Below are 13,529 nucleotides of genomic sequence, written 5' to 3'. Positions count from 1 at the left end.
AGCACTCAGGAGTGATCCTTTAAGGACTGGTAGCGAACAGCCGCTTCAGACTGGTTGCAGTCATCCAGTGGTCGTCAGCCAATGCGTGATATCTGCCAATAGCGGCCTTAGACCTGATGGAAGTGCCGCTATTTGTTGTGACCAAGAAAAGTCGCTCATCGCGAGGAACCATTCATTGAAGCTCGGGAGCGCTTCGAAAAGCGTTCTACAAGCAACAACTCTTGACGTGGTCGTGCCACTCACTTCCAAAGACGCGCATCAATTCACAGCGCACAGGCGGGCGCAGATTTGGTCTGTTGTCGCGACATCGCCAAAGGCCCCAAACACGTTCAGCAATGCTGCAGTCTGGGCCGCTTCGCTGCGTGCCGCCGTGGCGTCGGCAACCAAGAGAGTTCGATAGTCAAGCTCCATGGCTTGTCGTGCGGTGGATTCGCAGCAGATATTCGTCAGCGTGCCAGCGATAACCACGGTGTCGATGCCCCTGCGGACCAGTTCTGGGCTCAGGCTGCAGTGCTCGGCACCGAGAGCGCCGAAGCGCATCTTGTCCACTACGAGGTCGCCATCCTGCACGTCGATACCGCTGAAGATCGCATGGCCGCACGTCCCTTTCCCAAGCAGCGCACTCGCCCGGACTTGATCTCCGCCAGCAACGATTTCTACATAGCGCAACCAGTCGTGCTCGACGACGGTGTGTCGGGTGAAGCAGATAGTGGCACCTGCCGAGCGGAGGCAATGTGTGAGAGCGTTGATGCGGTCGACGATGAGCTTGGCTGCAGGCACCCAGGCGGGCGAATCTTGCCGAAGGAAGGCATCTTGCATGTCGATGATGAGCACTGCCGTGCGTACAGGATCGAGATGTGGGTACATAACCAACCGGTCCCGACGATGGCTGGCGGTTTCAGCGAGTTTGAGTTGAAGAGCCAGGTCAGTTGTCGAAGTCATACCGCCTCCGTTCCGAAGTCGATGCCCAAAAATGAGGCGACTGAGTCGAGTTGGCCCAGAGCCGTCGATGCCCCGTTCAGCGTTCTCAGTCCTAAACCTGCGGCTGCCCTCAACAAAGGCGTCTGCATAGGTTGCGTTACCAGGTCTGCAACCCATGCATCTGCGCGAAGCTGCTTCAGGTCATCTTCATCTACCGACAGTCCTGGTGCGTGGTGCATGCCAATCGGCGTGGCATTAACCACGATATCGACATTCTCCAAAGCATGTTCCGGCCCCCAAGGTGCGCTTTCAGCACACATTGCGAGCATGCCTGCACGTTCTGACGCGTCAGTGGTCCGAAAGACGATTGATCGCCCGCCTCGGTGAATGAACTCCAGAGCGATCGCGCGGGCGGCTGCACCCGCGCCCACTAAAGCAAGCGACCGAGCCATCGGGTCGAAACCGTTGAGACTCGCTCCGTTCCAGAAACCATCGCCGTCGAACATGTCACCTTCGAGGCCTTGCTCTGTCTTACGAAAGACGTTCACCGCGCCAATTCTTCGTGCCCTGGATGTGAGCGTGGTGGCCATCTGAGCGGCAGCCTGCTTGTGCGGGGCCGTGAGCACCAATCCGAGGCAGTTACTGGTGGTGCGCACCATCGACAGCAGCGCCTCCAACGCGCTTGGCGCCGTCTCTAGAGGAACAAGCGCTAGGTCAGCGCCTGCGTGTTCGAAGCGCGCATTGAAAAGGGCAGGCAACTGCACCTGAGCGACCGGATACCCCGCCATGAAGACGACTTGAGCTGCGCCAGTGAGAAACATGGCAGATCCTTGACAAAAATTAAAGTTTTCAAATAATATCCAAAATATTGAAGATTTTGGGAAAGATTGAATGTTCTTCCGATCAAATGACGATTCGTCCACCGTGGTCCGCCTGTTGGCCGAACAAGTACGCCGGGACATCTCATTCGGTGTGTTGGCGCCCGATTCCAAGTTGAAGATCGACGAATTGAGGCAGCGTTACGGGGGAAGCGCGAACTCGTTTCGCGAGGCCTTGACCCAGCTCGCCAACGATGGACTGGTGGAGGCGACGCCTCAAAAGGGGTTCAGGGTGGCATCGGCCACGACTGCGGACTTGCAGGACATCACGCGGGTGCTCTTCGAAGTTGAATCCCTTGCCATTCGATGGTCGATGGCGGCGGGTGACGTGCGGTGGGAAGGCGAAGTGGTCGCAGCCCAGCATCGCCTCAGTCGAATCGAAGACCTTGTTGCGCACGACGCTGCAGAACACGCAGTGGAGTGGGAAGAAGCGGGCAGAGCCCTCCACGCTACTTTGGCTAGCGCTTGTGGATCACCTCGTTTGCTTGAAATCATGCAGAAGCTCTATCAGCAGAGCGCTCGCTTCAGGTTGTCACGCCTGCATGGCCAGGGTTTCGACCCGCGCACCTCCCAAGCTGCGCATGCCCGCCTCGTGAATGCGGTGCTCGCACGTGATGCCAATGCCATGCATGAGGCACTGCGCCAAATCATCTTCGGCTGGAAAGCCAACTGACGAAGGGTTACCCATGTCTATCTCGCGCAGAAACATCATCAGGCTTGCTGCCGGGGCTGCGGCATTGCCGACTTTCGCCCCAACCGCACTGGCAAGCACCGATCGGATCACAGTTGGTGCGCTCCGCTTCACTTCGGAAGGGCCAACGTTTCTGGCGTTGGAGCGGGGTTATTTCAAAGACGAAGGTCTGGATGCCAAGATCGAGTTCTTCCAGGCTGCCCAACCCATGGCCGTGGCCATCGCTTCGGGCGATGTGGACTTCGGCGTCACAGCGGTCACGGCAGGACTTATCAGCCTAGCCGAGAAGGGCGCCTTGAAGGTGATCGGGGGAGCCCTGCAGGAAGAGCCAGGTATCGACGGACAGATCATCTTGGCCTCGCGACAGGCTTGGGAAGCGGGTCTCAAATCGCCAAGAGACCTACGCAATCGGTCCTTCGGCATCACAACCCATGGCTCGTCATTCCACTACATGGTCCACAAAGTAGCGGACAAAGTCGGAATTCGTCTCAGCGACATCCAACTCAAGCCCCTGCAACAGATCGGAGCCTTGGTGGGGGCGCTCAGTACGGGGCAAATCGATGCTTGGTCCATCGTGCCAGATATCGGAAAACCGCTGATTGCGAAGCCGGAGGTGAAGAAGATCGGCGAAATTGCCGAGTACATCCCTGACTATCAGGTTACCACCGTCTTCGCTGCGACCAAGATGATCCGCGAGCGCAAGGATGTCGTGCAACGCTTCATGAAGGCGCGTGCACGTGCCGTGGCCGACTTCAACGGGGCACTGGTTGGTCCCAACGCAGACCAAACGTCTGCAGAGGGTGTCTTGAGGCTACTCCACAAATACGTGATGGCGGACCGCCCTTTTGAGGTCGCCGCGCCTCTGATCCGCAATGGCGCGATGCGGATAGCGGAGCGATCGCAACTTCATGCCGGCAGCATCCGCGATCAGCTCGACTGGTTCAAGTCTGAAAAGCTTGTACCACCGTCGGCGACCTTCGACATGCTGGTGGATGGCGGCTTCGCCCCGATAAAAGGCTGACTATGGAAATCCAGCTCAAGGGCGTCCGCCATCGCTATGGAGAGATGCAGGTTTTGGACGACATCACCTTCGACCTGCCAACCGGACAGATCGTCTGCATCATCGGACCTTCAGGGTGCGGCAAATCAACCTTGCTGCGCTTCATCGGTGGGCTCGAACGCCCCGACGAAGGCCAGATCCACCTCGTGGGAGAGCGGCCTGCAGGCTGTCTTAACCCGCTCACATACATCTTCCAGGACTTCGCATTGCTGCCCTGGCGCACGGTGGAGGAGAACATTAGCGTGGTGCTAGAGGATCACCGCATCAAGGGGCGGGAAGCTGGGGGGATCATCTCAGACGTACTGGGGCGCACGAAGCTTACCGATTTCCGCAAAGCATATCCGCGCCAGTTGTCAGGGGGAATGAAGCAGCGGGTCGCCATTGCACGCGCACTGAGCGTCAGCCCTGCAGTGATGTTGATGGACGAACCGCTATCAGCCTTGGACAGCCAGACGCGTGAGTTGCTGATGGACGACTTGGTGGAGTTGTGGCTACGCGAGCGCTTCACAGCGTGCTACGTCACCCACAACCTTGCGGAAGCGGTACGCCTGGGCCACAAGATCATCCTCCTGAGCCGTCGTCCGGGCCGCATTCGCCAAGTGGTGCAGATTGACATGCCGCTGGAGGAGCGCGCCGCACGGATGACGGAAATGGAAATGATCCAACGCGATCTTTGGGCATTGATGCGTGACGAGGCCATGGCGGCCGACCGGGAGTTGGCCCATGACAACTGAAGCACTGCGCGGACGGGCTGAGCCTGCCACCGCTATTCCCATGCAATCCAATCGCACGAGGCCCGTGCCGTTTCGTGGTGGAGGGTTCAGGCCGCAGCCTATGCGCTGGGTCGGCCCCGTCGTGTTTCTCGCGCTCCTGGTTCTGTGGGAACTGGGATGTCGCACCGGAGTCATCGGTAGCCTCGTCTTGCCGGCACCCAGCAAAGTGTGGGGCGCGCTACAGGACCTATACCAATCCGGCCTACTACGTAAGCACGTGCTGGCCAGTCTTTCCCGTCTGGTTGTAGGGTGGACATTGGGCGCAGCGCTTGGTGTCACGGTTGGCTTGATGATCGGACTGTTCTCGCTAGCCCGCGCAGGCTTGTTGCCTCTTGTGTCGGCAATTTTTCCGATTCCCAAGATCGCACTGCTTCCGCTGTTTGTGATCTGGTTTGGAATCGGAGAGGGCTCCAAGATCGCCACGATCCTGTTCGGCACTTTTTTCCCGATGGTGATTGCAACCTATGGCGGAGTCGACAACGTCGATCGCAGCCTCATCCGCATGGGGCAGTCCTTCGGACTGTCGTGGTCTTCCATCGTTCGCAAGATCATCATCCCAGGCGCCATGCCGGCCATCCTGTCGGGCTTCCGCATCTCTGTGTCTATCGGGATCATCTTGTTGGTGGCAGCTGAAATGATCGGCGCGGAATTTGGCATCGGCTCCTACATCCTGATGGCGGGAGCAATTTTCTCGATGGAGCAACTGATCGCTGGCGTCGCGATCCTGTCGCTTATCGGGCTCTGCGCTAGCGGACTCATCGGATGGGCTGAGCGCCGGCTGCTCGGATGGAGGGCTAAATGATGTGGCGTTCACCCCATCGACATGAGCAGAACTACGATGTGGTTGTCTGCGGCGGCGGAGCTGCGGGTGTCGGGGCTGCTGTAGGCGCGGCCCGGGCAGGTGCTAGGGTGTGCCTTGTCGAGAAGTACGGCTTCCTGGGCGGAGCCGCGACCACGGCGCAGGTCCTTGCGTACTGCGGGTTCTATCAACAAGGCGCAAAGCCGGTGGCAGCAGTCGGCGGCGTTGGGGCTGAACTGCTCGCCAGCCTAAGCAAAAACGGATTAAACACGACTCCCTTTTGCTCGGAAACCACGGGCAACTGGATTGTGCGAATTGAGCCGGAGCTACTCAAGCTCACCATGGATGATTTGCTGGTGCGGCATGGTGTAGATGTCCAGCTGCACACCCGCGTCGCTGCTGCCACGCGTACTGGTGAACGCATTGAAGCAGTCACGCTCGCAGGAATGGAAGGCCGGTGGCACGCTGTTGCGGATGCGTTCGTGGATGCCAGCGGCGACGCCAATCTCGCCATGCTTGCGGGTGTGCCTTTCCGCATCGGCGATCGCGAGGGCTTGCTTCAGGCGACAACTCTCCCAATGAGGATAGGAGGTGTGCTGCCTGAGCTATCGATAGATCGTCCAGCCCTATGCGCCGCTGTCGCCCGCTACAACGAAGGTGGTCAGTTTCCGATAAGCCGATCCGACGGCGGCATCATGTTTCGGCTGCCTGTGTCCAACGACATCTGGTGGATGGCCGTGGATCTCCCGCTGGCGGAAGTCAGTTCGCGTTGCTTCACTGCGCTCGAGATGAAAGGTCGAGCCATGGCAAACGACTATGTCCACATGTTGCGAACGCACATGCCTGGCTTCGCCAACGCATATCTTGTTGCCACGGGCCCCCAGATTGGCGTGCGTGAAACGCGACATCCTGCGGCACGGTATGAGATGACGCTTGCAGATGCGACGCAAGGCAAAACTTCCGACGATGCAGTAGCCCGAGCCGCCTGGCCAATCGAATTGCATACACAACCGGGTCGGCCAACATACACGCCGCTTGGCGGTGCCGGCTACTTCCACGTTCCCTACGATGCAATCAGCGCCGCAGGTATCGAGAACCTCTGGTACGGAGGACGAGTGATTGGGGCAGACCCCGACGCTTATGCATCGGTGCGAGTGATGGGCACTGCATTCGCTACCGGAGAGGCCGCGGGTGTCTCAGCAGTGGACTATATAGAGAGCAATCACCTGCGCAATGCGCGCACGGTTGCCAATCGATTGCGGGCCAACGGCGCGATCGTCTAAAGCACAAGCGCTTCGGCTTGGCGCAAGCGTTTCAACGCTTGCTGCCCTGCGCCACCAAGGTTGCAAGCCCTGATGTCCCCTAGCTGCAGCGTGTCTGCGGACTCAGGGCGCGTTATTGGGTTTCGACAACAAGTTCGCGGCCTGAGGGCCGTACGCCTTTAATTTCGACAAGGAGACAAAACATGCTTCGACGTACCCTCTTCCAATGCATTGCGAGTACAGCGCTGGCGGCCTCTTGCGGACTACTGCACGCGCAGACCTGGCCATCCAAACCAGTACGGATGATCGTGCCTTTTGCCGCTGGGTCCACGCCCGACCTGCTGGCGCGCATCCTCACGGACCGCCTCTCGGCGCGCTTGGGCCAGCCTTTCGTAGTGGACAACCGCAGCGGGGCAGCCGGCAACATCGGCACCGATGTCGTAGCCAAGGCGGCACCGGACGGCTATACCGTGGGAGTCAGCATAGCGGGACCGCTGGCTATAAACCCGCTGCTGTTCAAATCTATGCCTTACGACCCTGCACGTGATATCAAGCTGATCACTGTCGCAGCGACTCAGCCTTCGGTGCTTGTGGCGTCGAACAAGCTGAAGGCTTCGACCTCAAAGGAACTGTTCGAACTACTCGGGCACAAGGAAGGCCGCTACAGCTTCGCTTCCATGGGTGCCGGCACGATCTCGCAGATGGGCATGTATGTGCTGACCGCAAACAACCCGGCGGATGTGGTGCACGTGCCTTACGCAGGGTCCGCCGCGGCTTCGTTGGCACTGATGTCCGGCGAAGTGGATTTCGCGCTGCTGCCGGCGGCCAGCGTAGTGCCGCACATTCAGGCCGGCAAGATGAAGGCCCTGGGCGTCGCTGACGCCAAGCGGATGTCTGCCCTGCCGAATGTGCCAACCCTGACGGAAGCTGGTGTGCGCAGCGTGACAGCCGATGCCTGGATCGGCGTCATCGCGCCGGCTGGCACGTCCGACGCTATCACTGAGCGACTGCGCGGCGAGATCCTGCAGGTCCTGGCCGAACCGGCCGTGCGCGAGAAACTTCGGACCCAGACCATGGAAGCCGTGGGCGGTACGTCGGTCGAGTTCCGCAGGGTGTTGGACGGTGAGTTGAAGTTGTGGAGCCCGGTGATCAAACAGTATGGCATCACGATCCAGTGACGTGACCGATGGCACTTGCTGGATGACCGCAGCCTTAGCAGACTGCTGAAGTACCCACCGTCGCGTCGGAGGACATGGCCTGAATTCAACAGGCCTATGTTCTCATTTCATTTCCCGATGCTTCAGAGCGTCGTTCGCTGCTCTTTCAGTTTGCCTCTTACGAGCTGATTTACCCCAGTTTAGATACAAGTATGGGTGGCGCCGTTGTGATCGAGATGACATGCCGTGCGCCTCCGGTCGCTGTCGCAATGACTGCTCCTCAGCGGAAAGTGCACGTTCGTGGAAGTGACTCGGATGACTGCAGCCGCTGCGTAGCCGCCCTTCAGGTGTGCCCGCTCCAGACTGGTTGCAGTCAGTCGGTGCGGCCCGCTGAATGACTGCTATGCGTTGCAATCGAGCCATCCGAAGGCGCCTTTTCTTTGGCCGCGAGTCCATGCGCTAGTCCGAGCCGTTCCCTGCAACGCTATCTGAAATTGAACACACAGTGACGGGCCAAGAATTTACGCATCAATGGAAGGACTACGTGAGGCAAAAAAGTGGCCTCAAATTTCCTGAAGGAAATCACATCGCCTCTTTTTTGCTCTTTGCGGAAGAAGTGCTGGAGCTTCTGCGGGAACGCTGGCCGATTGATGCTTTGGCTTGGGCCAACGCCATCAGACTGCGCAGAAATGAAGCGCTATCAATGGCTCAATGGCGTGATGTTCAGGATCAGGTCGCTTCCTATAGGGCATCTTTGGGAGACCCGGATGGAATGAGCGAGCCACACGGAGATCAAGCGGCTCTTTCGTTTCTGTTTGCGCTCTCTATTGAGTCCCCCGAAGTCTCATCAGATGACTACACAGGCGCAATGCTGGCTCATCTCCTGGACGAATTTGCGTGTCGGAGTTCATCAACCACTTCGGGCATGGCCCAGAACTCGTAGGTGCACTGAGACGCGCCTTTCATTGCAAGCATGCATAGCATCCGATCGTTCGGTCATACGGCACTGGTTCGTGAGATGCGCCGACGAGCCATGCACCTTCTAGGGTTGAAACTGCAGGGCTTGGGCATCACGGGCTTCGGGCCCGATGCCGCGGCACAATGATCAGGACCAAGAGGCCGAACCCGGCCAAAAGCGGTCTTCTGAACGGGTGAAGTTAAGTGTCCGCTTCAGGACCGGTTGCTGCCGCTCGGCGTAAATCGAAATAGCAACTTCGTCGGTCTTTCAGTCGATGCTCACACTGACAAAATTCACTGTCCCTTGCGAATCTATTGGTCGCGGCGCCGAACTGAGGTCACGCACCCGCACGTGCTGCCAGGCAGGGCGGGGTAGTGCTCGATGATGTTCAATCGAGGAATGCGCCGAAGCGGTCTTGCAGCTTCTCAAGCCTGCTGACACGTTCACCCACCTTTTTGCCGAGTTGCTCGATCACGCCGTTCATCAGCAGGTTGATGAAGCCCACGATCGCAACGGTGGAGTCCCAGAAAAACCCGACATCCGTCTGTATATGAAAAACATGCGGGGTGTAGGTTCGAGCCCAGTGACAGTAGGCATCGGTGATGACAAAGACCGGAATGCCGGCTTCCGTGGCCGCCGACGCTAACGCTTCGGCTTGCTTCGCATAGCGACGAATGTCGACAAGAACCAGACAGCGTGTCTGGCTCTTCAGGGCGCCTAGAAGTTCGGCATAGGTGCCGTCCGCACCATCGAGAAATTTCACGCCTTCGCGCACATATTCGAGGCGCGCTGCAAAGTCGGAGGCAATACCGCGCACGGTTTGGTAGCCCGCGACGAAAACACGCTGGGATGTCGCAACCTGCTGCACCATTGCGTTCCAGTGCTCTCCGGTCGCCAGATCGTGCGCGGCCACCAACGCGTCGATTTGCTGCGTGAGTTGCGCACTGCGCACGTCGGACACGGAGCCGTGGCTGCGACTGAATTGCTCGAAGCGGCCGGCGATGCGAAGCTCCGCAGGTGCGTTCAGGCGACTGGCTTCGCGACGAACCTCGTCGAAGCTGTCGTAACCGAGCGTGCGCAGAAAGCGCCCGACGGTCATCGGGCTCACGCCGGATTTTCGTGCCACGGACGCCGCGTTCTCCAACGTCAGCTCGCGCGCGTTGGCGGTCAGGTAGGCCGCCAGAAGCCGCTCCGAGCGTGTCATCTCGGACGATGCCGCTTCGATGCGTTCAAAAAGGGACAGGGAGGATTTCATCGGGTGTCGGCGATGCGGCCATGGCGGCGCATCAGGTCGATCAGCATACTGTGATCCAGCGCCTCCACGCGCGTGTTGTTCCGGCCCACCATGGTCTGGGCGGCGACCAGTGCGTTCAGGATGCTTTCCTCCACGGCTTGCACCACGCCGAGGAAGAGCGGGTCGAGGGTGTGCTGAGCCAGATACTCGGTCCGGCAGATGCCCAGCTCCCCGGGCGCCTGATCGGCGTGGGTGGTGAATGCCAACATGATGTCGCCGGAGCCGTCTCCTCCCGGCGTGCCGGTTCTGCCCACGCCAAGTGCGGCGCGCCTTGCAAGCCGCTTGAGCTGACTGGACAGAAGCGGGGCATCTGTTCCCACGATCACGATGATCGAGCCTTGCTCGCGCGCGGCCGGCTCGCCTTGTCGGCAGCCAGAACCCGGCAGGAGTTCACCTACGGGCACGCCCAGCACGTTCAACCATGGGCGGATGCCCATGTTCGCCTGGACCAGCACGCCGACGCGGTAGTCCTGCCCCGCGACGCTCACGACGCGCGACGCCGTGCCGGTTCCGCCCTTGAAGCCGTAGCAGACCATGCCGGTGCCTCCACCGACGTTGCCTTCCGCGACGGCGCCGGGCGCGGCTGCGGCGATGGCTTCGAAAACATCAGACTCCTCGACGTGCAGCCCATCCATGTCGTTGAGCACTGCATCACAGGTCTCCGCGACCACCGGCATCAGCCATGGGTAGGCACCGCGATCACCCTCGACGCGGGAGAGCCACCGCACCAGCGCGTGATGGACTACGCCGACGCTGTGCGTGTTCGTCACACCTATCGGGCCTCGGAAGATCCCGGCCTCTTCGATCCAATGCGTGCCGGTCATCTCGCCATTGCCATTGAGTGCGTGAACGCCGGCCTTGACCGGTTGCAGCACGCCGGATCGACCTCGTGGCAGAACGATCGTGACTCCGGTGCGTACGGTGGGCGCACCAACATGCGGCGCGCCGTCCCCATGAATAAGCGTCGTCTGCCCGATTTCAACGCCGGGCACGTCGGTGATCGCGTTGGCAGGACCTGTCTTTCCGGAAAAGCGCAGTCCGAGATCTCTTGCTCTTGTCTGTGCGGTGGGATGTGGCAAGGGATTACTCCAATGTGTTGGTACTAATATTGCATTGACCTGTGTAATGGTAGTCGAATAACATTTGTGTGTCATCAATCGGAAGGACGGTTAGTTCAAGTGACTGGAATCTCGTGTGTGTTCGGGCGTGGCCGGACTTGGCTGCCGGCAGTGGTTGCGGCGGCGTCCCTCCTGGTCCTGCCAGGTCTTGCCTTCGCGCAGGGCCAGAAGCCCCTCATTTGGGGCAAGCCGTCGGAGGTGCTCTCCACCGATCCGCATTCGTCGGGCGATGGCTCGTCGTGGACGGTCTTCTATCTGATCTATGACCAGTTGCTGAGCACAGATGACAAGCTCAACATCACGCCTAAGCTGGCCGAATCGTGGGAGCAGGTCTCGCCCACGTCCTATGTCTTCAGGCTGCGCAAGAACGCCGCGTTTTCCAACGGTCGGCCGCTGACCTCGGCCGATGTGGTGGGCAGCCTGAAACGGCTGACAGATCCGCAAAAGGCACGCGGCTGGGGCAAGCAGATCGGTGGTGTGAGCGATGTGGTCGCGATCGACGCCCATACCGTGCGCATTGATCTGGCCAAGCCGAATACCTCGCTGCTGTCCATCCTTTCCGTGGCAACCACCTCGATCCTGCCGATGAAGGAAATCGAGGCGGGCAGCTTCGATCCTGCCAAGGGCATGCTGGGCTCCGGCCCCTACAAGGTGGCCCAGCACCGCCAGGACGAGGCCTGGTTGCTCGAGCGAAATCCGCACTATTGGCAAAGCGGCAAGCCGCTCATGGACAAGATGACGATCCGGGTCATGCCCGACGACGCGGCGCGCCTTGCCGGCTTGCGTGATGGCAGCATCGACGTGGCCACATTCGAGAACCCGGACACCCCGCGCCTGCTGGCCGCCATCCCGAGCGTGCAGCCGGTGGTTCAGAAAACGCCCAACTACTTCCACCTGGACCTGAGTGGTCTGAGCGGCAACTCGGTCTTCAAGGACCGCCGTGTACGTCAGGCGGCGGCGTTGGTTGTCGATCGGCCTGCGATCGTCAACGCGGTGTTCGGCGATGAGTCGGCCGTGGAGTACGCCGTTCCCAGTGCCTTCGGGAAGAAGCTCTGCGAAGGACTGCCGAGCTACACGTTGCCGCGCAAGGAGCGGGTGGCCAAGGCCAAGGCTTTGCTGAAAGAGGCGGGCAATCCCAATCCGCGCATCAATCTCATCGCTTCGTCAGTGCTGGTGACCTATCCGCTGATCGCCCAGGTGCTGCAGCCCCAACTGCAGGAAGCTGGGTTCAGCGTTCAAGTGCAGCAAGTACCCGTGGCCGACTGGTACAAGCGCGTTCTGACGACAAACCCGAAGGACTCTAATTTCGATGCGTCGCTGACTTGGTTTGCGGGTTTCTCGGATCCCGGCATCGTCTTGAACTGGTGGACCTCCGGCTTTTCGCCGGTCTTCACCACATTCTTGGAGCCTGTGCCTGAGTACGGCGAACTGATGGCGCAGATCCGGCAGACGCCCAATGGGCCTGAGCGCGACAAGCTGATGGCGCGCGCATGCGGATTGATCGAGAGCTCGGCCAACATGATCCCGCTGGTGGGCAAGCCGGACTACATCGGCTTCCGACGCGACCAACTCGATGCGCGTTTCGGCACGCTCGAAGGCAACTTCGACGTCTTCAAGTACGTCGCAGATTTCAAGCGCCGTTGAGTCACAGGGCCGAAGATGCGAATCGTCTACTACCTCGCCCTGCGCCTGGGAATTGCCACGTTGACCCTGGTGGGCGTGTCGATCCTCGTTTTCGCCGGCCTGCGCTTGCTGCCCGGGGGCTTCGAGCAGATGGTGCTCGGTCCGGATGCTTCCGTGGAAGCGCGTGCCGAACTGGTCGCGAAGTTCGGGCTCGATCGGTCGGGGCCGGCGCAATACGCGAAATGGCTGGGCGCCGCAGCGACCGGCGATTTCGGGGTTTCCATGGCGACCAGCAAACCGGTGGCCGATGAAATGGTGCGTCGTGCGCCTGCGACGATCCAGGTCGCCTTGATCGCGACTGCCACGGCCCTGGTCGTCGGGTTGCCGCTGGGCTTGCTGGCAGGCTTGGGCGTTGGCAGATGGCGATCCGTCGGCCGCATGGTGGGCGCCCTGGGCGCCAGCGTGCCGGAGGTCGTTCTGGGCAGCGTGCTGGTGTACGTCTTCTCCAGGTGGAGCCTCGGCGCGACGGTGGGTGGCTATGTGCCGTTCACCGAAGATCCGGCAGTCAGTGTGCGCGCCACGCTCCTGCCGGGCATGAGCCTGGGCATCTTCGGCATTGCGCTGCTGGTTCGCACGACCCGCGATTCGGTTCAGCGCGTGCTGACCGATGGCCATGTGCTCACCGCGATCTCGCAGGGGCGAAGCCGTTGGCAGATCGTGCGCCATCACGTCCTGCGCAACGCTTCGATCCCGGTGCTGACCGTGACGGCCACCTACATCGGTTACCTGCTCGGTGGGGCACTGATTGCCGAGATCCTCTTCTCCGTGCCCGGGATCGGTCTGTATGTCTACAGCGCGCTGGGCAACCGCGACTACGCGGTCGTGCAGGCGGGGGTATTGCTGGCCGCCGCTGTATTCATCGCCGTGAACACCCTGGCCGACCTGGGGTATGCCGTGCTCGATCCGCGCATCGACGCCAGGCGCCACGGGTGAGG

The 13,529-nt window shown here is 60.4% G+C and carries 13 protein-coding genes; 9 read left to right on the top strand and 4 right to left on the bottom strand.

What is annotated here, in order from left to right; genetic code table 11:
* Positions 1 to 258: 258 nt before the first annotated feature.
* Both AC1VNX_RS25150 and AC1VNX_RS25145 read right to left on the bottom strand, forming a co-directional pair.
* Complete coding sequence (locus tag AC1VNX_RS25150; protein WP_483160354.1) at positions 259 to 942, bottom strand: cysteine hydrolase family protein; 684 nt, start codon at positions 940 to 942, stop codon at positions 259 to 261.
* The gene (locus AC1VNX_RS25145) at positions 939 to 1,844 is read right to left on the bottom strand and encodes a shikimate dehydrogenase family protein (protein WP_483160353.1); all 906 of its coding nucleotides are present in this window, start codon (positions 1,842 to 1,844) and stop codon (positions 939 to 941) included. The genes AC1VNX_RS25150 and AC1VNX_RS25145 overlap by 4 nt, the downstream gene beginning before the upstream one ends.
* 1 nt (position 1,845) lies before the next feature.
* Between AC1VNX_RS25145 and AC1VNX_RS25140 the strand changes: the two genes are divergently transcribed.
* The 7 genes from AC1VNX_RS25140 (at position 1,846) to AC1VNX_RS25110 (ending at position 8,484) form a co-directional block, all read left to right on the top strand.
* Entirely contained in the window at positions 1,846 to 2,472 is a 627-nt protein-coding gene (locus AC1VNX_RS25140) for an FCD domain-containing protein (RefSeq protein ID WP_483160352.1), read from the top strand.
* A 13-nt stretch (positions 2,473 to 2,485) separates the two neighbouring features.
* Positions 2,486 to 3,511: an ABC transporter substrate-binding protein gene (locus tag AC1VNX_RS25135; protein WP_483160351.1), complete on the top strand. Its 1,026-nt coding sequence runs from the start codon at positions 2,486 to 2,488 to the stop codon at positions 3,509 to 3,511.
* Positions 3,512 to 3,513: 2 nt separating this feature from the next.
* Positions 3,514 to 4,284: an ABC transporter ATP-binding protein gene (locus AC1VNX_RS25130; protein WP_483160350.1), complete on the top strand. Its 771-nt coding sequence runs from the start codon at positions 3,514 to 3,516 to the stop codon at positions 4,282 to 4,284.
* Positions 4,274 to 5,125 (top strand): ABC transporter permease, encoded by an 852-nt coding sequence (locus tag AC1VNX_RS25125; protein WP_483160349.1) that lies wholly within the window; start codon positions 4,274 to 4,276, stop codon positions 5,123 to 5,125. Before AC1VNX_RS25130 ends, AC1VNX_RS25125 begins: the two co-directional genes overlap by 11 nt.
* Complete coding sequence (locus AC1VNX_RS25120) at positions 5,122 to 6,405, top strand: FAD-dependent oxidoreductase (protein WP_483160348.1); 1,284 nt, start codon at positions 5,122 to 5,124, stop codon at positions 6,403 to 6,405. The genes AC1VNX_RS25125 and AC1VNX_RS25120 overlap by 4 nt, the downstream gene beginning before the upstream one ends.
* A 281-nt stretch (positions 6,406 to 6,686) precedes the next feature.
* Positions 6,687 to 7,562, top strand: coding sequence for a Bug family tripartite tricarboxylate transporter substrate binding protein (locus AC1VNX_RS25115; protein ID WP_483160347.1), 876 nt, complete (start codon positions 6,687 to 6,689; stop codon positions 7,560 to 7,562).
* A gap of 484 nt (positions 7,563 to 8,046) precedes the next feature.
* The gene (locus AC1VNX_RS25110; protein ID WP_483160346.1) at positions 8,047 to 8,484 is read left to right on the top strand and encodes a hypothetical protein; all 438 of its coding nucleotides are present in this window, start codon (positions 8,047 to 8,049) and stop codon (positions 8,482 to 8,484) included.
* Positions 8,485 to 8,887: 403 nt separating this feature from the next.
* Here the strand turns inward: AC1VNX_RS25110 and AC1VNX_RS25105 are convergent, their stop codons facing one another.
* Together AC1VNX_RS25105 and AC1VNX_RS25100 are read right to left on the bottom strand one after the other, a co-directional pair.
* A complete protein-coding gene (locus AC1VNX_RS25105; RefSeq protein ID WP_483160345.1) occupies positions 8,888 to 9,754 on the bottom strand; it encodes a MurR/RpiR family transcriptional regulator in 867 nt (288 codons plus the stop codon).
* Positions 9,751 to 10,872, bottom strand: a complete 1,122-nt coding sequence (locus AC1VNX_RS25100) for a DmpA family aminopeptidase (RefSeq protein ID WP_483160344.1) — start codon at positions 10,870 to 10,872, stop codon at positions 9,751 to 9,753. Before AC1VNX_RS25100 ends, AC1VNX_RS25105 begins: the two co-directional genes overlap by 4 nt.
* A gap of 99 nt (positions 10,873 to 10,971) precedes the next feature.
* On the opposite strand from AC1VNX_RS25100, the gene AC1VNX_RS25095 reads away from it, so the two are divergent.
* Positions 10,972 to 12,555, top strand: coding sequence for an ABC transporter substrate-binding protein (locus AC1VNX_RS25095; protein ID WP_483160343.1), 1,584 nt, complete (start codon positions 10,972 to 10,974; stop codon positions 12,553 to 12,555).
* 15 nt (positions 12,556 to 12,570) lie between these two features.
* Positions 12,571 to 13,527, top strand: coding sequence for an ABC transporter permease (locus tag AC1VNX_RS25090; protein ID WP_483160342.1), 957 nt, complete (start codon positions 12,571 to 12,573; stop codon positions 13,525 to 13,527).
* The last annotated feature ends 2 nt before the right edge of the window (positions 13,528 to 13,529 follow it).

It is taken from the genome of Variovorax sp. TLI9-5A (genome assembly GCF_056867935.1).
This window is presented reverse-complemented; position numbering and strand designations above follow the sequence as displayed.

Coding starts and splice junctions, on each gene's coding strand:
- AC1VNX_RS25150 (WP_483160354.1), bottom strand. CDS start 942: ATGACTTCGACAACTGACCTGGCTCTTCAACTCAAACTCGCTGAAACC.
- AC1VNX_RS25135 (WP_483160351.1), top strand. CDS start 2,486: ATGTCTATCTCGCGCAGAAACATCATCAGGCTTGCTGCCGGGGCTGCG.
- AC1VNX_RS25130 (WP_483160350.1), top strand. CDS start 3,514: ATGGAAATCCAGCTCAAGGGCGTCCGCCATCGCTATGGAGAGATGCAG.
- AC1VNX_RS25125 (WP_483160349.1), top strand. CDS start 4,274: ATGACAACTGAAGCACTGCGCGGACGGGCTGAGCCTGCCACCGCTATT.
- AC1VNX_RS25120 (WP_483160348.1), top strand. CDS start 5,122: ATGATGTGGCGTTCACCCCATCGACATGAGCAGAACTACGATGTGGTT.
- AC1VNX_RS25115 (WP_483160347.1), top strand. CDS start 6,687: ATGATCGTGCCTTTTGCCGCTGGGTCCACGCCCGACCTGCTGGCGCGC.
- AC1VNX_RS25105 (WP_483160345.1), bottom strand. CDS start 9,754: ATGAAATCCTCCCTGTCCCTTTTTGAACGCATCGAAGCGGCATCGTCC.
- AC1VNX_RS25090 (WP_483160342.1), top strand. CDS start 12,571: ATGCGAATCGTCTACTACCTCGCCCTGCGCCTGGGAATTGCCACGTTG.